Annotated in this window: 19 protein-coding genes; 16 read left to right on the top strand and 3 right to left on the bottom strand. The window is 51.0% G+C overall.

Annotated elements, in window-relative coordinates; genetic code table 11:
• Nucleotides 1–121: 121 nt before the first annotated feature.
• Entirely contained in the window at nucleotides 122–1,204 is a 1,083-nt protein-coding gene (rfaQ, locus tag DBY95_RS05700) for a putative lipopolysaccharide heptosyltransferase III (protein WP_107723693.1), read from the top strand.
• A 6-nt stretch (nucleotides 1,205–1,210) separates the two neighbouring features.
• Here rfaQ and DBY95_RS05695 read toward each other — a convergent pair whose 3' ends face one another.
• Complete coding sequence (locus DBY95_RS05695) at nucleotides 1,211–2,191, bottom strand: hypothetical protein (RefSeq protein WP_107723692.1); 981 nt, start codon at nucleotides 2,189–2,191, stop codon at nucleotides 1,211–1,213.
• Between the two features lie 362 nt (nucleotides 2,192–2,553).
• Here DBY95_RS05695 and DBY95_RS05690 point away from each other — a divergent pair, with 362 nt between their 5' ends.
• Nucleotides 2,554–3,849, top strand: a complete 1,296-nt coding sequence (locus DBY95_RS05690) for a M23 family metallopeptidase (RefSeq protein ID WP_107723691.1) — start codon at nucleotides 2,554–2,556, stop codon at nucleotides 3,847–3,849.
• A gap of 92 nt (nucleotides 3,850–3,941) precedes the next feature.
• Nucleotides 3,942–5,162, top strand: a complete 1,221-nt coding sequence (gene pncB, locus DBY95_RS05685) for a nicotinate phosphoribosyltransferase (protein WP_107723690.1) — start codon at nucleotides 3,942–3,944, stop codon at nucleotides 5,160–5,162.
• Nucleotides 5,163–5,201: 39 nt separating this feature from the next.
• Here the strand turns inward: pncB and mtgA are convergent, their stop codons facing one another.
• Both mtgA and aroE read right to left on the bottom strand, forming a co-directional pair.
• Nucleotides 5,202–5,903 (bottom strand): monofunctional biosynthetic peptidoglycan transglycosylase, encoded by a 702-nt coding sequence (gene mtgA / locus DBY95_RS05680; protein ID WP_003684244.1) that lies wholly within the window; start codon nucleotides 5,901–5,903, stop codon nucleotides 5,202–5,204.
• A gap of 2 nt (nucleotides 5,904–5,905) precedes the next feature.
• Nucleotides 5,906–6,715: a shikimate dehydrogenase gene (gene aroE, locus DBY95_RS05675; protein WP_107723689.1), complete on the bottom strand. Its 810-nt coding sequence runs from the start codon at nucleotides 6,713–6,715 to the stop codon at nucleotides 5,906–5,908.
• 193 nt (nucleotides 6,716–6,908) lie between these two features.
• On the opposite strand from aroE, the gene DBY95_RS05665 reads away from it, so the two are divergent.
• The 13 genes from DBY95_RS05665 to DBY95_RS10750 all read left to right on the top strand — a co-directional run.
• The gene (locus DBY95_RS05665) at nucleotides 6,909–7,301 is read left to right on the top strand and encodes a surface-adhesin E family protein (RefSeq protein WP_107723688.1); all 393 of its coding nucleotides are present in this window, start codon (nucleotides 6,909–6,911) and stop codon (nucleotides 7,299–7,301) included.
• Nucleotides 7,276–7,440 (top strand): hypothetical protein, encoded by a 165-nt coding sequence (locus DBY95_RS10565; RefSeq protein WP_159068468.1) that lies wholly within the window; start codon nucleotides 7,276–7,278, stop codon nucleotides 7,438–7,440. Before DBY95_RS05665 ends, DBY95_RS10565 begins: the two co-directional genes overlap by 26 nt.
• A gap of 99 nt (nucleotides 7,441–7,539) precedes the next feature.
• On the top strand, nucleotides 7,540–8,958 hold the full coding sequence (gene glnA / locus DBY95_RS05660; RefSeq protein ID WP_107723687.1) for a type I glutamate--ammonia ligase: 1,419 nt from the start codon (nucleotides 7,540–7,542) through the stop codon (nucleotides 8,956–8,958).
• 372 nt (nucleotides 8,959–9,330) lie between these two features.
• Nucleotides 9,331–9,981 carry a site-2 protease family protein gene (locus DBY95_RS05655; protein WP_049332294.1) on the top strand — a complete coding sequence of 217 codons (651 nt, stop codon included), beginning with the start codon at nucleotides 9,331–9,333 and terminating at the stop codon, nucleotides 9,979–9,981.
• Nucleotides 9,982–10,112: 131 nt separating this feature from the next.
• Nucleotides 10,113–11,117, top strand: a complete 1,005-nt coding sequence (gene dusB / locus DBY95_RS05650; RefSeq protein WP_107723686.1) for a tRNA dihydrouridine synthase DusB — start codon at nucleotides 10,113–10,115, stop codon at nucleotides 11,115–11,117.
• 54 nt (nucleotides 11,118–11,171) lie between these two features.
• A complete protein-coding gene (locus DBY95_RS05645; RefSeq protein WP_003684241.1) occupies nucleotides 11,172–11,411 on the top strand; it encodes a Fis family transcriptional regulator in 240 nt (79 codons plus the stop codon).
• Between the two features lie 43 nt (nucleotides 11,412–11,454).
• The gene (locus tag DBY95_RS05640) at nucleotides 11,455–12,189 is read left to right on the top strand and encodes a glutamine amidotransferase-related protein (RefSeq protein ID WP_107723685.1); all 735 of its coding nucleotides are present in this window, start codon (nucleotides 11,455–11,457) and stop codon (nucleotides 12,187–12,189) included.
• Between the two features lie 76 nt (nucleotides 12,190–12,265).
• Nucleotides 12,266–13,141, top strand: a complete 876-nt coding sequence (locus DBY95_RS05635) for a DMT family transporter (RefSeq protein ID WP_107723684.1) — start codon at nucleotides 12,266–12,268, stop codon at nucleotides 13,139–13,141.
• Between the two features lie 66 nt (nucleotides 13,142–13,207).
• The gene (locus tag DBY95_RS05630; protein ID WP_107723683.1) at nucleotides 13,208–14,026 is read left to right on the top strand and encodes a hypothetical protein; all 819 of its coding nucleotides are present in this window, start codon (nucleotides 13,208–13,210) and stop codon (nucleotides 14,024–14,026) included.
• Between the two features lie 108 nt (nucleotides 14,027–14,134).
• Nucleotides 14,135–15,304: a chloride channel protein gene (locus tag DBY95_RS05625; RefSeq protein ID WP_199903869.1), complete on the top strand. Its 1,170-nt coding sequence runs from the start codon at nucleotides 14,135–14,137 to the stop codon at nucleotides 15,302–15,304.
• A gap of 163 nt (nucleotides 15,305–15,467) precedes the next feature.
• Nucleotides 15,468–17,048, top strand: coding sequence for a bifunctional phosphoribosylaminoimidazolecarboxamide formyltransferase/IMP cyclohydrolase (gene purH, locus DBY95_RS05620; protein ID WP_107723682.1), 1,581 nt, complete (start codon nucleotides 15,468–15,470; stop codon nucleotides 17,046–17,048).
• Between the two features lie 199 nt (nucleotides 17,049–17,247).
• Nucleotides 17,248–17,376: a hypothetical protein gene (locus tag DBY95_RS10755; protein ID WP_256388401.1), complete on the top strand. Its 129-nt coding sequence runs from the start codon at nucleotides 17,248–17,250 to the stop codon at nucleotides 17,374–17,376.
• A gap of 764 nt (nucleotides 17,377–18,140) precedes the next feature.
• Nucleotides 18,141–21,549 (top strand): collagen-flanked surface repeat-containing protein (locus tag DBY95_RS10750; RefSeq protein ID WP_199903865.1); only part of this gene is annotated, 3,409 nt, incomplete at its 3' end.

Raw genomic sequence — 21,549 nt, 5'->3', positions numbered from 1 at the left:
TGTGCGGATTTTATAGCGATGAATCAGCAGGATAGGTTTCAGACGGCCTGTTTTGTATTTTATGAAACCTGTTTTCCGCTTTACAATAGCAGCCAATCAACAGGCCGTCTGAAAGTTTTGTATGTCTTTAGCCCAACCCAAACGTATTCTGATCATCAAATTGCGCCATCATGGCGATGTGCTTTTGAGCACGCCGGTAGTCGATGCGCTGAAAACCCGTTTCCCCGATTGCGAAATCGATATGCTGGTATACGCCGGTACGGAGCAGCTGATTGCCGATAATCCGCAGATTGCGCAGATTTTTACCATTGATCGAAATTGGAAGAAGCTGGGCGTATTCAAGCAGTTGGCGTGTGAGAAAAATCTTTTTTCAAAGCTGAAGGCGCGCGATTATGACTGGGCTTTCAACCTGTCCGACCAATGGCGCGCAGCGGTAATTGCCAAACTGTGCGCCCGTTGCAGCGTGGGTTTGGACTGCATCAAGCGCGACGGTTTTTGGTGGCGTTTTTGTCATGATTTTATCAACCATGAGCTGGATCCCAGCCATCATATCGTTGAAAACCAGTTGAATATCCTTGCGCCGCTTATCCAGCCGGAAGATGTGGCCGATGCGAAGGTACGCCTTTGGGTGGCGCAAGATGCAAGGGAAAGCATGCGGCAGAAATTGCGTGAGCAGGGTTGGAACGGCGAAGATTATGTGTTGATGCACCCGGGTGCGCGTTGGCATTTCAAATGTTGGGAAGACGGAAAAAACGCCGCCATCGTACAGCTTCTGCTCAACAGCGGACAGAATGTCGTATTGACCGCTTCCCCCGACAATGTCGAGCAATACATGCTTCAGGAAATTATAGGCCGTCTGAATATTCCGGAAGGCGGGAAAGTTTGGGTGTTGTCCGGATGCTTGAGCCTGCGTGAATTGGCGGCGGCCATTGAGGGAGCGAAGCTGTTTATCGGTGTCGATTCCGCACCGATGCACATCGCCGCCGCTTTGGATAAACCGCAAATCGCTTTGTTTGGGGCGTCATGGGTGGACAAATGGCGTCCGTATTCCGAACAGGCGGAAGTCATTTATGCCGGCGATTATGCCGAATTGCCGCATCCTGACAGTATCGACACCAACGATCCGACCCGTTTGTTAAAAGCGATTCCGTTGCAGGATGTGTGGGATAAAATTTCGGCCAAATTGGAGGCGTTGGAGGCTTAAAACCGCTTACCACGATCCGTTAAACGTTTTGGCTTTGCGCCAAAACGCCCATTTTGAACGGCGGCCAATTTCCAGCGTGCCGCCGTTTTCGCCGTCTGTGGCAATGCACACTGCTTTCAGACGGCCTGAAGCGAGAGCGTCCCATAAAGGCGCAAACCAACGGGTTTCCCAGCTTTCCAAAATATCTTTGTATGCCCAAACATCGCCTGTCTGTAAGGTGGAAACCAAGTCGTCCAAAAAGATAAGGCCGTCTGAAACCGTGTTGCCTGTTTCTTGAACCATCTCAAACCAAGCCTTCAAATCATACGGCGCATCGAGTTTGGGCGCATCCGAAAAACGCGCCCATGCGCTGTCTGAAGCGACGATATCCGCAGACTGTGTACCGTCTGCATCGTTCCACAGCCACAAACCGTTGATTTCCGGCAATCCTTGTTGTTCATGCGCTTGGTTAATCGGATGCGTGTGGAGAAACATTTGGATTTCCGTCTGCATGGCCAACCAAGACACCGCATCTTGGCCGTGCGCCTGACCGTCCATTTCCGGCTGCCCGCACACATCCAAAACACATTCCGCGCCCCAATCTTCTATTGTCGGCATACTGAGCAGCCACATGCTTTCGCAAAGCGGCTCGAATTGCCAATCTTTATCTTGATAAAACGCCGACAAATCCGCACATAACCGTTGCGCCTCTTCTTTTTGGATGCCGATAAACTCGCCGCTGATAATGTTGACATGGTGCATGCCCATCTGTTGCCAAACCGGAGAGGCAAAAGCGGCCGCGCGTTTTTGGCTTGTGTGGCGTAAACGTTGCACTTGGGCAATGAGGCTGCCGCTCCACAAATGGCGTCCGTAAAATTCAGACGGCCTGAGTGTTTCTTTGCGTAATGTGCCGTAACGCAAAAGACGGTTAAAAGCAGGTAAGGCAAGCTCAGGGACGGATTCGTCGGCAAAGCGGTTGAGCGAGGGGAGGGCGAGGGTCAGCTTCATAAGCGCAAATAGATAGGAAAACCGTTATTTTACGCGACAAATGATGCGTTTCGGAACCTTGCCCTCACGCCCTGAAAAAGAGCCGTTCAGACGGCCGGTTTGGAAAAAACGGGCTGTCATGTTAAAATGCGTGGCGTAAATTTCAGAAAAACAGGGTGTAAATCAACACAATAGCCCTGATAATAACGTCAATCTCAAATACGACCTCATTCATTCCGAATGAAAACCTGATTTTCAGATCGGAAAAAAGACTCAAAGTCCTTTATCCCCAAAACTGTTTAAACCAGCAGGCGGTCGCGGCAGGCCGGATGTGCCGGCATTCTGCAAACCTCAAAAACAGACCGCCCCATTAAGGATAACGCGTGATTAAAAACAAATATTCCACTCGATTCAAAGCAACCCTCTTAGCGTTTCTGCTGCCGGCTTCAGGCATCATGACTGCATACGCCATTACCGACCCTCAACCTGCACAAACCGATTTCAAAGTCGAGCGTATTTCCGAAGAGTTGCCTGCCGTTTATGTGGAAACCAATACCTATCAATCCAGCTATTGGGTGCAAGAAGCCGTCCAAGCCGGCGACTCTTTGGCAGACGTTTTGACGCGCATGGGTGTCAACCAAGAAGACATCAAGCAAATCATGGCGAAAAACAATGCCAACCTCGATATGAAAAACCTGCGGACCAACCAATCCGTCAACATCCGCATCGATTCTTCAGGCCAAGTAACCGATGTTCAATTCTTTACCGATGAAGAATTGGAACGCAACTTGGTGGCTTTGGAAAAAGTCAAAGGAAAATGGCGCATCTCTAATGCCGAAATTGACATGAAAACCATGCCAACCCTGCGCTCCGTACAAATCCGCACTTCCGCCATCGGCGATATGCTCCGTGCCGAAATACCTTCCGAAGTGTATATCCAGCTCAAAGAAATCTTTGCCGACTCGTTCAATATGAGCGATTTGAAAGAAGGCGATACCGTACGCCTTTTGTACAACAGCATGTATTTCCGCGGCCAGCAAATGGCGGTTGGCGATATTTTGGCGGCTGAAGTGGTTAAAGACGGTAAAACCTACCAAGCCTATTATTACAGTCAAGGTAAAGGCGACGAAGAAAGCGGCAGCTACTACGACCAAAACGGTAAGTCCCTGCAACAAAAAGAAGGCTTTAATACCGAGCCTGTTGCATACACGCGCATTTCTTCCCCATTCGGCTACCGTGTCCACCCGGTTTTGCATACCGTCCGTATGCACACCGGTATCGACTATGCCGCTCCGACCGGTACGCCGATTAAGGCCGCTGCCGACGGCGAAGTGATTTTCAAAGGTTGGAAAGGTGGTTACGGCAATACCGTTATGATTCGCCATGCCAACGGTGTGGAAACCCTGTACGGCCACATGAGCGCGTTCAGCCCTGCCGACGGTAGAGTCCGCGCCGGCGAAGTGATTGGTTTTGTGGGTACAACCGGCCGTTCTACCGGTCCGCACCTGCACTACGAAGCACGCGTCAACGGCCAGCCGGTCAACCCGACTACCGTCGCTCTGCCGACGCCGAAATTGACCCCGACCAATATGGCCGCGTTCCGCAAACAGCAAAAAGATGCCAGCACGATGTTGTCTACCATCCGCTCTTTGCCGGTTTCCGTAGCGCAGTTGGATTAATAAGATAAAGGCCGTCTGAATAAGGTTTCTTTCAGACGGCCTTTTCCATTAAAATCGATACCTCAACGCCCACGTTTACTCAGAGAAAGCTTATGTCTGCTCATCAGCCCATTATCCAATCCCTGCTTGATACCGACCTGTACAAATTCACCATGCTGCAAGTCGTGTTGCACCAATTCCCGCAAACCCACAGCCTCTACGAATTCCGCTGCCGCAACAAAGAGATGGTGTATCCGCTGGCCGATATTCAAGAAGACTTGGAACGCGAGCTCGACGCCCTGTGCCAGCTGCGCTTTACCCATGACGAACTCGACTATTTGCGCAGCCTGCGTTTTATCAAAAGCGATTTTGTCGATTATCTCGAACTTTTCCAACTCCAACGCCGCTTCGTCCGAGTCAGCCCCGACGACCAAGGCCGTCTGAATATCCGCATCGAAGGCCCGATGGTACAGGCGATGTTCTTCGAGATTTTCATTCTTGCCATCGTCAACGAACTCTATTTCCGCCGCTTGGAAACGCCTGCCGTCATCGAAGAGGGTGAGCGCCGTTTGCAGGCCAAAGCGCAACAGCTGAAAGAAATTGCGGCCACTCAAAATCCGAATGATCCGCCGTTCCTGATTTCCGATTTCGGTACGCGCCGCCGCTATACCCTTGCATGGCAGGAACACGTTATCCGTACCTTGCTGGAAGCCGCTCCTGATATCGTGCGCGGTACCAGCAACGTTTATCTGGCCAAAAAACTCGGCATCACACCCATCGGCACCATGGCGCACGAGTTCCTCCAAGCCTTCCAAGCCTTGGACGTACGTTTGCGCAATTTCCAAAAAGCCGCGCTGGAAAGCTGGGTACACGAATACCGCGGCGACCTCGGTATCGCCCTGACCGATGTGGTCGGCATGGATGCCTTCTTGCGCGATTTCGATCTTTACTTCGCCAAACTCTTCGACGGCCTGCGTCATGACAGCGGCGATCCTTATATTTGGGGCGACAAAGCCTACGAGCATTACAAAAAACTCAAAATCGACAGCCGCACCAAAATGCTGACCTTTTCAGACGGCCTCGATATTGAGCGTTCATGGGCGTTGCACCAATACTTCAAAGACCGTTTCAAAACCAGTTTCGGTATCGGTACCAATCTGACCAACGACTTGGGACACACACCTTTGAACATTGTCTTGAAGCTCGTCGAGTGTAACGGCCAATCCGTCGCCAAGCTCTCCGACTCCCCGGGCAAAACCATGACCACCAACAACACCTTCCTCGCTTACCTGCGCCAAGTGTTTGACGTACCGGATCCGGAAGAGAAAGCCTAAAAATAAAGGCCGTCTGAAATGTTCAGACGGCCTTCTTCATTAATCCATATCGCTTTCAGGTAATTCTGCCGAACCCATCCGGCGCAGGATGATATTGGTTTTGTTGTGCATCCGTTTGCTCTTAGGGTGGTCTGCGTAAAACAGCGGAGCCGGAACGCGTGCCGTGAGCTTGGCGGCTTGTTGGCGGGTGAGGGCGGAGGCAGGTTTCTTGTAGAAATACTGGGATGCCGCTTCCGCGCCGAATACGCCGTAGTGCCATTCAATTGAGTTTAAATACAGCTCAAAAATGCGGTCTTTGTCGGTAACAGCTTCCATCATCGCGGTAATCGCCGCTTCTTCGCCTTTGCGGATGTAGCTGCGGCTTTCGTTGAGAAACAGGTTTTTCGCCAGCTGTTGGCTGATGGTCGAACCGCCGGCTTTGACTTCGCCGCTTTGTTTATTGCGTTTCATGGCGTATTTGATGCCGTTCCAGTCAAAGCCACTGTGTTCGGCAAAGTTGGCGTCTTCGGAAGCAATCAGGGCTTTTTTGAGGTTGACGGAAATTTGGTCGTAAGGCACCCAGCGGTAATCCAGCTCGACATCGCGGCCTTCTTTTGCAAATTGGCTCATGCGCATGGACATGAAGGCAGTTTTGCTGGGCGCGACGGCGCGGTAGGTAATGATGTTGCCGTACACATAAGCGTTGAAGAAAATGAAGATGCCGATGGGCAGGGCAATCAGCCATTTGATGATGCGGAACATGGTTACAGGGCTTTCATGTATTCGATAACGGGGCGGATATCGGGCGTAAATCCGCGCCAAATATGGTAGGAGGCAGCAGCCTGACCGACCAGCATGCCCAGGCCGTCTGAAACTTCGGCCGCGCCGTTGCTTTGGGCAAAGTTCAAAAACGCCTGCGCCGCTTCGCCGTAAACCATATCGTAGGCAAGGCGGCAGTTGCGGAAAATTTCAGGGCTGACGGCAGGAAGCTGACCGCTCAAGCCGCCGGACGTGCCGTTGATAATGATATCGAAACCGCCGTTCAAATCCGCCATCGGGACGGCTTCAATGTCAAAAAGCCGCGCCAATTCCTCGGCTTTGGCGTGGGTACGGTTGGCAATGACGATACGGGCAGTGCGGTGTTCTTTCAAAACAGGAATCACGCCGCGCACCGCGCCGCCTGCGCCCAAAAGCAAAATGGTTTTGCCTTCGATGGCAATATTTTTGACCTGCGTGATGTCGTTGGCCAAACCGATACCGTCGGTATTGTCGCCGCGTATTCTGCCGTCTTCCAACCACACCAGCGTATTGACCGCGCCGGCAGCCAAAGCGCGTTCGGAATGTTCGTCTGCCAGCGCAAAAGCTTCCTGCTTGAACGGGACGGTCACATTCGCACCTTGCCCACCCTCGGCACGAAACGCCGCAACAGCCTCGGCAAAACCGTCGATTTCGGCGCAAATTCGCTCATATTCGATGGTCGCGCCTTCTTGCAGCGCAAACTGCTGATGAATTTGCGGCGATTTACTGTGTGCAACGGGATTGCCGAAAACGGCGTAACGGGGGAGGGTAGTCATGGTCGTGTTCCAAAAGACGGGACGGCTATTTTATAACGGCGGCGTACAGATGGAAACGATGTCGTCTGAAACGGTTGTCAGGTAGCATGATGGAATATTTGTTTCTTGAAAAAAAGTCGTTTTCTTTTTACAATTTAACTTTATTTTTTTACAATTTAACTTTATTTTCTTGACAAGAACGAAAGGGGCGGACATGAAAAAGATATTGTGCTTGGCAGTATTTGCATTAGGGTTGACAGCGCCGGCGGTGGCGGCGGATTTGGTGTTGGTAGGTATTAGTAGCAGTGACAATACTGCTGCCACATTTGGTGATGCAGACAGCCGTACGGACAATAGAGCATGGTTTGAAATACTGTTTGTCAAGCCGCAAAAGTATGGCAATGGAAAATTTTATAATATAAATAAAATGTTGGTAGAAATGGATTGCAGTGGTGGACGTCGTAGGGTTTTGACGGCAACGATGTATTCCGAATCGGGAAACTATATCGGTTCTTATACGCCATCCTATGCCGAATGGGAATATGTTATTCCCGGTACGCGTGGAGAGAGTATGTACAAATTTGTCTGCAACCGCTATCCTCGCTGACCGTTTTCAAACCAAACAACAGATGCCGTCTGAGCTGCTTTCAGACGGCATTTGTTTTGTCGGCATTCGGACAAAAGGGCGGGCATTCCGCGTGGGAACGGGCAAACCGAAGCATATTGTTGACAATCTTGCCGTCTGAAACTATATTTCATTGCGTAAAAACGGGTGCCCTGATGTATTTCAGACGGCCTTACCGTGATAGAATAACAAATTAAACCCAATCCCTCAGGAGCTGAAGATGTCCATCAAAGACGCTGTAAAACTGATTGAAGAAAGCGAAGCCCGCTTCGTAGATTTGCGCTTTACCGATACCAAAGGCAAGCAGCACCACTTTACCGTACCCGCCCGCATCGTCCTCGACGATCCCGAAGAATGGTTTGAAAACGGTCAGGCGTTTGACGGTTCGTCCATCGGCGGCTGGAAAGGCATTCAGGCTTCAGATATGCAGTTGCGTCCCGATGCATCTACAGCCTTCGTCGATCCTTTCTACGACGATACCACCGTTGTCTTTACCTGCGACGTTATCGATCCGGCCGACGGTCAAGGCTACGACCGCGACCCGCGCTCCATCGCACGCCGCGCCGAAGCCTATTTGAAATCTTCCGGTATCGGCGATACCGCCTACTTCGGCCCTGAGCCTGAATTCTTCGTTTTTGACGGCGTAGAATTTGAAACCGACATGCACAAAACCCGTTACGAAATCACGTCCGAAAGCGGTGCATGGTCAAGCGGCCTGCATTTGGACGGTCAAAACACCGGCCACCGCCCGGCCGTCAAAGGCGGCTACGCCCCTGTTGCACCGATTGACTGCGGCCAAGACCTGCGTTCTGCCATGGTCAATATTTTGGAAGAACTCGGCATCGAAGTGGAAGTGCACCACAGTGAAGTCGGTACCGGCAGCCAAATGGAAATCGGCACGCGTTTCGCCACCTTGGTCAAACGCGCCGACCAAACCCAAGACATGAAATATGTTATCCAAAACGTCGCCCACAACTTCGGCAAAACCGCCACTTTCATGCCCAAACCCATCATGGGCGACAACGGCAGCGGCATGCACGTCCACCAATCCATCTGGAAAGACGGTCAAAACCTGTTTGCCGGCGACGGCTACGCCGGTTTGAGCGATACCGCTCTCTACTACATTGGCGGCATCATCAAACACGCCAAAGCCCTGAACGCGATTACCAATCCGTCCACCAACTCCTACAAACGCCTCGTGCCGCATTTTGAAGCGCCGACCAAACTGGCCTACTCCGCCAAAAACCGTTCCGCTTCCATCCGCATTCCGTCCGTAAACAGCAGCAAGGCACGCCGCATTGAAGCGCGTTTCCCTGATCCGACCGCCAACCCATACTTGGCATTTTCCGCTTTGTTGATGGCCGGTTTGGACGGTATTCAAAACAAAATCCATCCGGGCGACCCTGCCGATAAAAACCTCTACGATCTGCCTCCGGAAGAAGATGCATTGGTGCCAACCGTTTGCGCCTCTTTGGAAGAAGCACTGGCCGCCCTCAAAGCCGACCACGAATTCCTCCTGCGCGGCGGAGTGTTCAGCAAAGATTGGATCGACAGCTACATCGCCTTCAAAGAAGAAGACGTACGCCGTATCCGCATGGCGCCGCACCCGCTGGAATTTGAAATGTATTACAGCCTGTAAAGCTGAAACATTTTAAATAGGAAATCAAAGGCCGTCTGAAACTGGATTTGAAGTTTCAGACGGCCTTTAGGCTTAAAATAGATAGGGCGATCGAATTGGGTATGATAGCGAGAAGCAATAAATCATGCTGTTGGAAAGCCTTTATGGAATCGGTTCTACGTGTTAAATTTCAGTATGACAGGCCTTTTATTAAAGATATCCGCCATTACTTTGTAGTGAACCGGTCTTCAAGCTGAATCCGCAAGGTAAAGGCATTACTTGGCGAGAGCTGAAAGAGTCTTTCGGTTCGGACAAAAAACAGGAAGATTAAAGCCTCAGGCCGTCTGAAAGGATATTTTGTGTTTTCAGACGGCGTGTTTGATAAGGAAAAACATGTTTGCAAATTTTGATTTAGGCGTATTTCTGCTGGCAGTATTGCCCGTGTTGTTGGCCATTACCGTGCGCGAAGTGGCACGCGGTTATACGGCGCGTTATTGGGGCGACCATACCGGCGAGCAGCTTGGGCGTTTGACGCTCAATCCGCTGCCGCACATCGACCCTGTCGGTACGATTGTCGTGCCGCTGGTGTGTCTGATGATAGGCAGTTTTCTGTTCGGCTGGGCGCGCCCCATGCCCATCGATTCGCGCAATTTCCGCGATCCGCGCCGCGCGTGGCGTTGGGTGTCGATTTCAGGCCCGATTGCCAATCTGATTTTGGCATTCTTCTGGGGCTTTGTCGTCGTACTTGCCGCGTATGTGCCTGAATCGTATCAAGCGCCGTTGGCGCAGATGGCCGGTTACGGTGTGATGGTGAACTCGATTTGGGTCGCATTCAGCCTGATTCCGATTTTGCCTTGGGACGGCGGTATTTTTATCGATACCTTCCTCAATGCCAAACAGTCCATGCAGTTCCGTAAAATCGAGCCATACGGCACATGGATTATCCTGATTCTGTTGTTTACCGGCCTGCTGGCCAAACTGATTTGGCCGATTATTGCTATGATTCAGGACGCAGTGGGGATGGTTGTCATGTTGTTTATTTGAATGTTGTGGCTGAAAAGGCCGTCTGAAACTCAGTTTCAGACGGCCTTTTTCATTGTGTAACATGTAAATACGATTGGAAAAGTTGCTTAAAAATTGTACAATTTCAGCCCTTTCAATTTGGCGCAAACATCATGCACATCGGCGGCTATTTCATTGACAATCCTATCGCACTTGCCCCCATGGCAGGCATTACGGACAAACCGTTCCGCCGGATTTGCCGCGAGTTTGGCGCAGGGTGGGCGGTATGCGAAATGCTGACCAGCGATCCGAGCTTGCGCCATACCAAAAAAACCTTGCGCCGTAGCGATTTTGAAGGCGAGGGCGGAGTGGTGGCCGTGCAGATTGCCGGCAGCGATCCGCAGCAGATGGCGGAAGCCGCGCGTTACAATGTCGGCTTGGGCGCGCAGGTCATTGATATAAACATGGGCTGTCCGGCCAAAAAAGTCTGCAATGTTCAGGCAGGCAGCGCATTGATGCAAAACGAGCCGTTGGTTGCCGAAATCTTGGCAGCCGTTGTCAACGCGGTGGACGTACCCGTTACCCTCAAAACCCGTTTGGGCTGGCATGACGAACATCAAAACTTGCCGACCATCGCCAAAATTGCCGAAGAATCAGGCATCGCAGCCCTTGCCATCCACGGACGTACACGCACGCAAATGTACAAAGGCGAAGCGCGTTACGAACTGATTGCCGAAACCAAAGGCCGTCTGAACATTCCCGTTTGGGTTAACGGCGATATTACTTCGCCGCAAAAAGCCGCCGCCGTCCTCAAACAAACCGCCGCCGACGGCATCATGATAGGGCGCGGCGCACAAGGCAGGCCGTGGCTTTTCCGTGATTTAAAACATTACGCCGAACACGGCGTTTTGCCGCCGGCCTTGAGCTTGGCAGAATGCAACGCCACCATTTTGAACCACATCCGCGCCATGCATGAATTTTATGGCGAAATTGCCGGCGTACGCATCGCCCGCAAACACATCGGCTGGTACATCGATGAAATGCCCGACGGAGAGCAAACACGCCGGGAAATCAACCGCTTGGATAGTGCTGCGGCACAATACGATACCATTGCCGCCTATCTTGAAATACTTTCAGAAAAAACCAACCGTTGGGTATGCCATTATCGGGAAGGCTGAAGAGTTTCAGACGGCCTCATCATTTAAAAACAAATCTAAAGAAAGACAATCACGATGAATCAAACGACGACTGACATTGCGCAATGTATTGAACAAAACTTACGACAATACTTCAAAGACTTGGATGGTACGGAACCTTGCGGCGTGTATGATATGGTATTGCATCAAGTGGAAAAGCCGATGCTTGCCTGCGTGATGGAGCAATGCGGCGGCAACCAGTCTAAAGCGGCGGTTATTTTGGGTTTGAACCGCAATACCCTGCGTAAAAAATTACAACAGCACGGTATGCTGTAATGCGGCAGGGCAATCCGTCCTGACGGTCGAAGGAGAAATAACAATGCAAAATCCGAATAAGTTAAATATCCATTTCATCTTGCACGAGGCATTTGAAGTGCCGGGAGCATATTTGAAATGGGCGCAATGGCGCGGACATAACATCAGTACAACCAAAGTGTACGAAAGGGAAACCCTGCCTGACAATGTGGATGATATAGATTTTTTGATTGTGATGGGCGGGCCGCAATCGCCTGATGAAGACAGGCAGGCATTCCCGTATTACGACCCCGAATCAGAGCTGTGCCTGATGCGTCAGGCGATGGTGGCGGATAAATATATTGTCGGCGTGTGTTTGGGTGCGCAGCTTTTATCCGTTGCCTACGGCGCGCGCCACACACGCAGCCCTGAGCGTGAAATCGGCATTTATCCGATTGAGCTGACGGCGGAAGGTTTGGCGGATGCCCATGTTTCCCTGTTGGGCAAAACCCTGAATACCGGCCATTGGCACGGTGATATGCCCGGTTTGACGGATAAGGCGGTTGTGTTGGCAACCAGCAAAGGCTGTCCGCGCCAGATTATCCGTTTTGCGCCCAAACATTATGCCTTCCAGGCCCATTTGGAGTTTGACCATGAAGCCGTCGGGCTGCTGATTGCGGTGGACGGACGCGAAAATGTGGCCGAACAAAGCCAAGCCCAAACTTATGTCCAGCATCCGGATAAAATCGAAGCGGCGGATTTCAGTGAAATGAATGCCAAACTCTTTGACTTTTTGGATTCGCTGACGCAGACAAAATAAAAAAGGCTAACTCTCCAGGCCGTCTGAATAATAAATATAGAGAAGAAACGATTAATCCTTTTTAAAAGGTCGGACCATGTTCTATCAAATACTTGCCCTGCTGATTTGGGGCAGCTCTTTTATCGCTGCCAAGTATTCTTACGAGATGATCGACCCTGCGCTGATGGTTGAGGCACGGTTGTTGATTGCCGCGTTGATGGTACTGCCGTCGTGCCGCCGTCATTTGGGTAGGATTCCGCGGAGCGAGTGGAAGCCGTTGTTGTGGATTTCCTTTGTCAACTACGTTGTCGTTTTGATGCTCCAGTTTATCGGTTTGAAATACACGTCTGCCGCCAGCGCGGTTACCATGGTGGGGTTGGAGCCTTTGCTGGTGGTTTTTGTCGGTCATTTCTTTTTCAACGACAAAGCGAAAATTTACCACTGGATTTGCGGTACGGCGGCGTTTGTCGGCGTGGGCATGATGGTAATGGGCGGCGCGGAAGAGGGCGGTACGATTGACTGGTTCGGCTGTCTGTTGATTTTGCTTGCGGGATTGGGTTTTGCAGGCGTGATACGTCCGAGCCAGCAGATGGTTGCCCGTATCGGTGCGCCTGCATTTACCGTGGCTTCCATGGCGGTGGCGGCGGTGTTGTGTCTGCCGTTTTCGCTGGTGTTGGCAGACAGTTATCAAATCAACTGGTCATGGGGCGGTACGCTGTCGATTTTATATATGGGGATCGGTTGCAGCTGGCTTGCCTATCTGTTGTGGAACAAAGGCATGAACAAAGTCCCTGCCAACGTATCCGGCCTACTGATTTCGCTTGAGCCGGTCATCGGCGTTATCATGGCGGTGTTAATTTTGGGCGAACATTTAAGCGCTATGTCTGCGATGGGCATTACCGTCGTTATTGCGTCCACTTTTGTCGCCGGTATGTTGGCGCGTGTCAGCAACAAACACAAAAAAGCCGTCTGAAAACGGTTTCAGACGGCCTGAAGTAAGCAGTATCTTTTTTCAATAAAACATTTTGGGAAAATTTCTATGAAACACATTATCTCCCTGCTTTTGCTTGCCTGCCCTATCTTGGCGTCGGCTGCACCCGATAACGATAAAGCCGCCGTACAAGCCGTCATTGCCAAGTATTACAACCGACCGCTTGCCGCGCACAAATGCCAGCTCGCCAAGCCGCCGAAAGACAGTGAGACAGTATCTGACAATATTATGTATTGCATGAAACCCGTTGCCGACCATGCCGTAACGCGCAACGGCAAAGCCACGCGCTATGTGTTGTACACAGGTTTTGCCTACGATATGCAACAAAAAGTAAAACAGGACGCGCATGCTTCTTCGGGTCTGGCGGAATTGTTTGTTTTGGAAAAAACAGACGGAAAGTGGGCAATCAAACAACATGGAAGCGATGAAATTGGCGCATGGGGGGATGTGCCGGAGAATAAGGATTGGCGGTTTGTCCAGATGGGTGAGCAGAACTGGGGCTACACTGTCGAGTCAGGTTATACCGGTCAGGGTGAAACGACAACCGGAGAAAATTTCCTGTTTACCGATAATAGCAACCGTGTCCGTAAAAGCTTAATTATCAACGGTAACGATAACGGCGCATATTTTGGCGATTGCGATGAATGGAAAGGGCATGAAAAACGAGACTGCAAAAACAGATATACCAGCCTGGAAGCCAAAATTGCTTTTGACAAAAGCCGTCCTGCCGTATCCGGCGTATGGGCGTTGACTGCAAAACTCAGCGGCGTATCAGGAAAGAAAAATTATAAAAATCAGAAATATATTTTCCCTTATAACGGCAAAACCCACGTTGCCCCCAAAAACTATCCCTTAGGCGGACAATAGTTTCCTTGAAAAACGCTTTTATCAAACCACTACTACCTCAAGTCAAATCCCGTGAAAGAAACGCATAAACTTTGGGTCGCCCTCATCATTACCGGCATTATCGGCGGCATGGTCGGCATTGTATTAACCGAAATCATGCATACAATTCAACATCTTGCCTATGGTTACGGTTCAGACGGCCTATACGTTTCATTCCGAGAGGGCGTATCGCAGGCAAGTCCAGAGCGACGTATCGGCGTGATGGCCTTTTGCGGCGTGGTGGTCGGCTTGGGGTGGTGGTTGCTCAAACGCTACGGCAGGCCGCAACCGAGCATTAAAGCCGTGGTTAAAAATCCGCTTGCCGGTTTTCCGTTTTTTGAAACCGTCAGCCATGCCCTGTTGCAAATCATTACCGTCGGGCTTGGCTCGCCGCTCGGTCGCGAAGTTGCGCCGCGCGAAATGACTGCTGCCTTTGCTTCAGTAGGCGTCAACCGTTTCGGGTTGAGCGAAGACGACGCAAGGCTGGTCATTGCTTGCGCCTCAGGTGCAGGTTTGGCGGCTGTGTATAACGTGCCGCTCGCCTCCACACTTTTTATCCTCGAAGCCATGCTTGGCTTGTGGACGCAGCAAGCCGTCGCCGCCGCATTGCTGACTTCCGTCATCGCCACCGCTGTCGCACGCATCGGCTTGGGCGACGTGCAGCAATATCATCCAACCAACCTTTCCATCAACACATCATTACTTTGGTTTTCCGCCATCATCGGACCGATACTGGGCGCAACCGCCGTCTTTTTCCAGCGCACCGCCCAAAAATTCCCCTTCATCAAGCGCGACAACATCAAAATCATTCCCTTGGCCGTCTGTATGTTTGCACTCATCGGCGCGATTGCCGTTTGGTTTCCCGAAATTTTGGGCAACGGCAAAGCAGGTAACCAACTGACCTTTGGCGGATTGACCGACTGGCAACACAGCCTTGAGCTGACCGCCGTCAAATGGCTGGTCGTCTTGATGGCGCTGGTGGCAGGTGCATACGGCGGCCTGATTACCCCGTCCATGATGCTCGGCAGTACCATCGCCTTTGCCGCCGCAGCCGCGTGGAACGGCGTTTTCCCAGAAATGTCCTCCGAAAGCGCGGCCGTTGTCGGCGCCGCCGTTTTCCTCGGTGTTTCCCTCAAAATGCCCTTGACAGCCATAGCCTTTATTTTGGAGCTAACCTACGCCCCCGTTGCCTTACTCATGCCATTATGTACAGGCATGGCAGGCGCAGTATGGGTGGCAAAGAAAATGGGATTTAAATAGGCAAAAGCAAAAGGCCGTCTGAAACCAAGTTTCAGACGGCCTTTTACAATAAAATTGTCAACAATATCTATAAAAACCTACTGCCAAAAAGGCAAAAATAGCGGATAATACCGCCCTGAAAATTCATCCCATATCGATTAAACCTTCAACAAAGGAAATCCAAATGTCTTCCATCAAACGCGCCCTGATCAGCCTATCCGACAAGACAGGCGCAGTCGAATTTGCACAAACCCTGACCAAGCTCGGTGTTGAAATCCTCTCTACCGGCGGTACAGCAAAGCTCTTGGCTGATGCAGGCGTCCCCGTTATCGAAGTTGCCGACTATACCGGCTTCCCCGAAATGCTCGACGGCCGCGTGAAAACCCTGCATCCGAAAATCCACGGCGGCATACTCGGACGTCGCGATTTGGACGAACACGTCGCCAAGATGGAAGAGCACGACATCGGCAACATCGATCTCGTGTGCGTCAACCTCTACCCCTTCGCCGCCACCATCGCCAAACCAAACTGCACACTGGAAGACGCGATTGAAAACATCGACATCGGCGGCCCGACCATGGTGCGTTCTGCCGCGAAAAACTGGAAACACGTCGCCATCGTTACCGATACCGCCGATTTTCCGGTCATCGCCGCCGAACTCGAAGCCAACAACGGCGCATTGAGCGACAAAACCCGTTTCAACCTCTCACGCAAAGCATTCAGCCATACCGCCCAATACGACGGCATGATTTCCAACTACCTGACTTCGCTTTCAGACGACGTCTTAAGCGGCCAGCCCCAAATCGGCGAATTCCCAAGCCAGTTCAACCAAAGCTGGATTAAAGTGCAAGACATGCGCTACGGCGAAAATCCGCACCAACGAGCCGCGTTCTACCGCGATATTTACCCCGCCGCAGGCAGCCTTTCCGCCTACAAACAGCTGCAAGGCAAAGAATTGTCTTACAACAACATCGCCGATGCAGATGCCGCATGGGAAGCCGTCAAATCCTTTGACGTGCCGGCCTGCGTGATCGTGAAACACGCCAATCCGTGCGGCGTTGCCGTTGCAGCCGATACCTTGACCGCCTACAAACTCGCCTACGCTACCGATACCACCAGCGCATTCGGCGGTATCATCGCCTTCAACCGCGAAGTGGACGGCGCAACCGTCAAACAAATTACCGACAACCAATTTATGGAAGTCCTCATGGCGCCGAAGTTTACCGCCGAAGCCCTCGAAATCGCCGCCGCCAAGAAAAACGTGCGCGTATTGGAAGTGCCGCTTGAAGCAGATGCCAACCGCTTTGAACTCAAACGCGTCGGCGGCGGACTGTTGGTACAAACCCCCGACATCCACCGCCTTAACCGCGCCGATTTGAAAGTCGTCTCCAAACGCCAACCGACCGAGCAAGAATGGAACGACCTGATGTTTGTCTGGAACGTCGCCAAATACGTCAAATCCAACGCCATCGTCTTCGGCAAAGGCGGCCAAACCTACGGCATCGGCGCAGGCCAAATGAGCCGCGTGGACAGCACCCGTATCGCCGCCCGTAAAGCGCAGGACGCAGGCTTAGACTTAAACGGCGCCTGTGCCGCTTCCGATGCCTTCTTCCCATTCCGCGACGGCGTAGATGTCATTGCCGAGCAGGGCATCAAAGCCATCATCCACCCCGCAGGCTCCATGCGCGACCAAGAAGTCTTTGACGCAGCGGACGAACACGGTATTGCGATGGTGGTAACGGGTATTCGCCATTTCCGCCACTAATAAGCTGATATAAAATAAAGGCCGTCTGAAAACAAAGTTTCAATATCATGAAACCCGTTTTCAGACGGCCTTTTCAATCATCAAACAATTTAGCGGCCTAACTACAAATCAGGACAAAGCAACCAAGCCCCAGCCCGTCCGATTCATGCAGCAACGCAACGCCACAAAAGTCTAAAACCAACCCACTCAGAGAAAAAACATGAAACACATCCTCCTCATCCTCACCCTCGCCACACTCACCGCCTGCGCCTCCAGCCATACCGGCGGCTACGGCTATGCCGGCAACAACGGCGCTTCCGCAGGTGTGACCCAAACATTCCGTTGGTAAGGCCGTCTGAAAAACAACACAGTTTTCTACAATAAAGAACAAACAAATCCCAAACGTAAAGGCAAGTTTTACACTTGCCTTTTTAACGCTGTCTATCGGCTTAATAGCGCATAAATTCGTATCATTTGTTCACTATTTATATGTTAGGAAACGTCAAAGGCCGTCTGAAAACAGGCGATATAAACCCGTTACACGTTTCAAACCGATCTTCGATACAAATCTCATTAATTCTCTAAATAAAAGCTGACATCTAAATCTATCACTAAAATAACTATCCTGTTAACATATTATTTAATAATCATTATTGTTTAAAAATTTCAATAAAAATCATATAGCTAGAAAAATCGTTTAAAAAAAGCAACAAGTAAATCTAACCAGCATGACCGTTGAGGGCGAAAAAATAACACTTTATCGGAAGAGTTGATTTGTAAAACCAAACGCATATAAAATTTGGACAAGGATTCCGAATGCATTGAAAGAAGCTGACAAAAAGTGACTTGTTAAGAAACAAGCTGACAAAAAACGGCACATCGTTTCCCAAACTTCACAAGCTTCCCAAAATGTATCAGCATAAAATCCCTTAAAACAGGAATTTAGCTGCCATTCGGCCGAGTGGAAACTTTTGGCACGGGAATTGCATACAAGAGATTACGACGTAAAACCGCATAAAGGGGAGACTCTGAAGTGCGGCATATGTATGGGCAAGCGGTTTATGGCCGAGCAAACGTCCCGAAAGAAATCAAACCCCTTACAGGAAAATCGATATGAATAAAGTCTTTAAAGTCATTTGGAACCACGCGACCCAGACATGGACCGCGGTTTCTGAAATCAGCCATGCACACGGCAAAAAATCCGCTTCTGACAAGCGTAAAGCCGTAGCTGCTGTAGTGGTTGCTGCAGGTGCCTTGATGGCTTCTGGTGCTGCTCAGGCAGGTGTGGATGTGGATAACAGTACAATTACTATTAAGTCTAATGATAAAAATCGGAAGACGGTAGAGCTAGGTTTCAACAATATCAATATTGGTACTGATGCAAATACTTATAGAAACGAAGGTAACAATGTAGTCTCTCATGACGCAATTGCTGTTGGTACTAATGCAACTGGTACTGGAGATAAGGCAGTAGCTATTGGTAAAGACGCAAATGCAACTAAAGAAAATGGTGTTGCAATTGGTTTTGGTGCAACTAATCAGTCTATTGATTCTGTTGCGATCGGTAGAGAGGCAACATCTAGCAAAGATATGGATGTAGCTATTGGTAAGCAAGCTCAAGCTACCGGTGGTGAGTCTCTTGCTTTTGGTTCTCAATCAAAAGCATCTGGTCCAGCTACTGTTGCCGTAGGTAAATCATCTAATGCTTCTGGTTCTTCTGCAGTTGCTGCTGGTTATGACTCTACTGCAGCTGGTGATAATGCTGTTGCTGTTGGTAACAAAGCCAGTGCAAGTCAGGTAAATGACATTGCTGTAGGTTTGCGTGCTTCTGCTACTGGTGGACGCTCAATTGCAACAGGTACTGCAGCGAAAGCAAGTGGTGCTTATTCTGTTGCAACAGGTTTTACAACTCAAGCTTTGGGTAGTAACTCTATTGCTCATGGTAGTGCCGCAGTTGCTAACCAAGCTGCTGACGTTGCTGTAGGTTTTGAAGCAAAAGCTGATGGTACCTCTACTGGTGCTGATGGTGATGGTGTTGTGGGTGCTAATAATGCCGGTTCAGCTATGGCAATCGGTACTAATGCTCAAGCAACCGGTATCGTAGCAACTGCTATCGGCCAACGTTCTCAAGCCCTGGCAAACGGCGCAGTAGCATTGGGTGGCGACGCTAAAGCTAAACAAGGTTCTGCCGTAGCAATCGGTCGCGGTTCTGTAGCCGACGGTATTTCTGCTTCTGCATTCGGTCCTGCTGCTCAAGCAACAGGTAAATACTCAGTAGCTTTGGGCGTACAAAGCCAAGCCACTTCACAACAAGCCATCGCATTGGGCCGTGGTGCTCAAGCCAATGGTGGTGAATATGCAACTGCTCTGGGTAACGGTGCTCAAGCAACAGCCAAAAACACTCTGGCTTTGGGTACAGAAGCTAAATCTACTATCGAAAACAGCGTAGCTCTGGGTAACGGCTCTACAACCAGCAACTTCGCACCTACTAACAGCGCTACTGTTCGCGGCTACACTTACGGTGGTTTCGCAGGCGCAACCAGCGGTTTGGGTAACGGCGCAGTATTGTCTGTAGGTTCTGAAGGTAAAGAACGTCAAATCCAAAACGTTGCTGCAGGTCGTATCTCTTCAACTTCTACCGATGCAATCAACGGCTCTCAATTGTACGCTGTTGCAAACCGCATCGAAAACCTGAATCCGTTTGTATTCTCAGGCCACAATGGCAGCGGTAGCTCACCAGATGTAGGTAGATACACATACGATCCTAAATCAAATGCCAATAACACCCTGAAACTGATCGCCGGTAACGGTTTGACAATGACCTCAAACGGCTCTAACGAATACACCCTGAGCGTAATTGGTGGTGGTTCTACTGGTGCTACCGGCGCACCTGGTGCTAAAGGCGAAAAAGGCGATACCGGTCCTGCTGGCCCTAAAGGCGATACCGGCGAAAAAGGTGATACTGGCGAAAAAGGCAGCGGCGTCACTGGTACAGTTGTAAATAACAACGACGGTACTCATACCATCACTATTATTGATGAAAGTGATGGCTCAGTAACTACTACCATCGTTAAAGACGGTAAAAACGGTAAAGATGGTAAAGACGGTGCTACTGGTGCAGCCGGCGCTAAAGGCGACAAAGGTGACACTGGTGCAGCCGGCGCTAAAGGCGACAAAGGTGATACTGGCGCAGCCGGCGCTAAAGGCGACAAAGGCGATAAAGGTGACACTGGTGCAGCCGGCGCTAAAGGCGAAAAAGGCGACAAAGGTGACACTGGTGCAGCCGGCGCTAAAGGCGACAAAGGTGACACTGGTGCAGCCGGTGCTAAAGGCGATAAAGGTGACACTGGTGCAGCCGGCGCTAAAGGCGACAAAGGTGACAAAGGTGACAAAGGTGACACTGGCGCAGCCGGTGCTAAAGGCGACAAAGGTGATACTGGTGCAGCCGGCGCTAAAGGCGATAAAGGCGACAAAGGTGATACTGGTGCAGCCGGCGCTAAAGGCGACACTGGCGCAGCTGGCGCTAAAGGCGAAAAAGGCGACAAAGGCGACAAAGGTGACACTGGTGCAGCCGGCGCTAAAGGCGACAAAGGTGATACTGGTGCAGCCGGTGCTAAAGGCGATAAAGGTGACACTGGTGCAGCCGGCGCTAAAGGCGACAAAGGTGACAAAGGTGACACTGGCGCAGCCGGTGCTAAAGGCGACAAAGGCGACAAAGGTGATACTGGTGCAGCCGGCGCTAAAGGCGATAAAGGTGACACTGGTGCAGCCGGCGCTAAAGGCGACAAAGGCGATAAAGGTGACACTGGCGAAGCCGGCGCTAAAGGCGACAAAGGCGATAAAGGTGACACTGGCGAAGCCGGCGCTAAAGGCGACAAAGGCGATAAAGGTGACACTGGCGCAGCCGGCGCTAAAGGCGACAAAGGTGATACTGGTGCAGCCGGCGCTAAAGGCGAAAAAGGCGACAAAGGTGACACTGGTGCAGCCGGCGCTAAAGGCGACAAAGGTGACACTGGTGCAGCCGGTGCTAAAGGCGATAAAGGTGACACTGGCGCAGCCGGCGCTAAAGGCGACAAAGGTGACACTGGCGCAGCCGGCGCTAAAGGCGACAAAGGTGACACTGGCGCAGCCGGCGCTAAAGGCGACAAAGGTGACACTGGCGCAGCCGGTGCTAAAGGCGATAAAGGTGACACTGGCGCAGCCGGCGCTAAAGGCGACAAAGGCGACAAAGGCGACAGCATCACAGGTGAAGTTGTAGATAATGGTGACGGTACCCATACCATCACTATTACTAATCTAGGTGATGGCTCAGTCACTACTACTATCGTTAAAGACGGTAAAAACGGTAAAGATGGTAAAGACGGCGCTACTGGCGCAGCCGGCGCTAAAGGCGACAAAGGTGACACTGGTGCAGCCGGTGCTAAAGGCGATAAAGGTGACACTGGTGCAGCCGGCGCTAAAGGCGACAAAGGCGACAGCATCACAGGTGAAGTTGTAGATAATGGTGACGGTACCCATACCA

Origin of the sequence: Neisseria subflava (assembly GCF_003044935.1) — a bacterium.
Taxonomy (GTDB): Bacteria; Pseudomonadota; Gammaproteobacteria; order Burkholderiales; family Neisseriaceae; genus Neisseria; species Neisseria subflava_E.
This window is presented reverse-complemented; position numbering and strand designations above follow the sequence as displayed.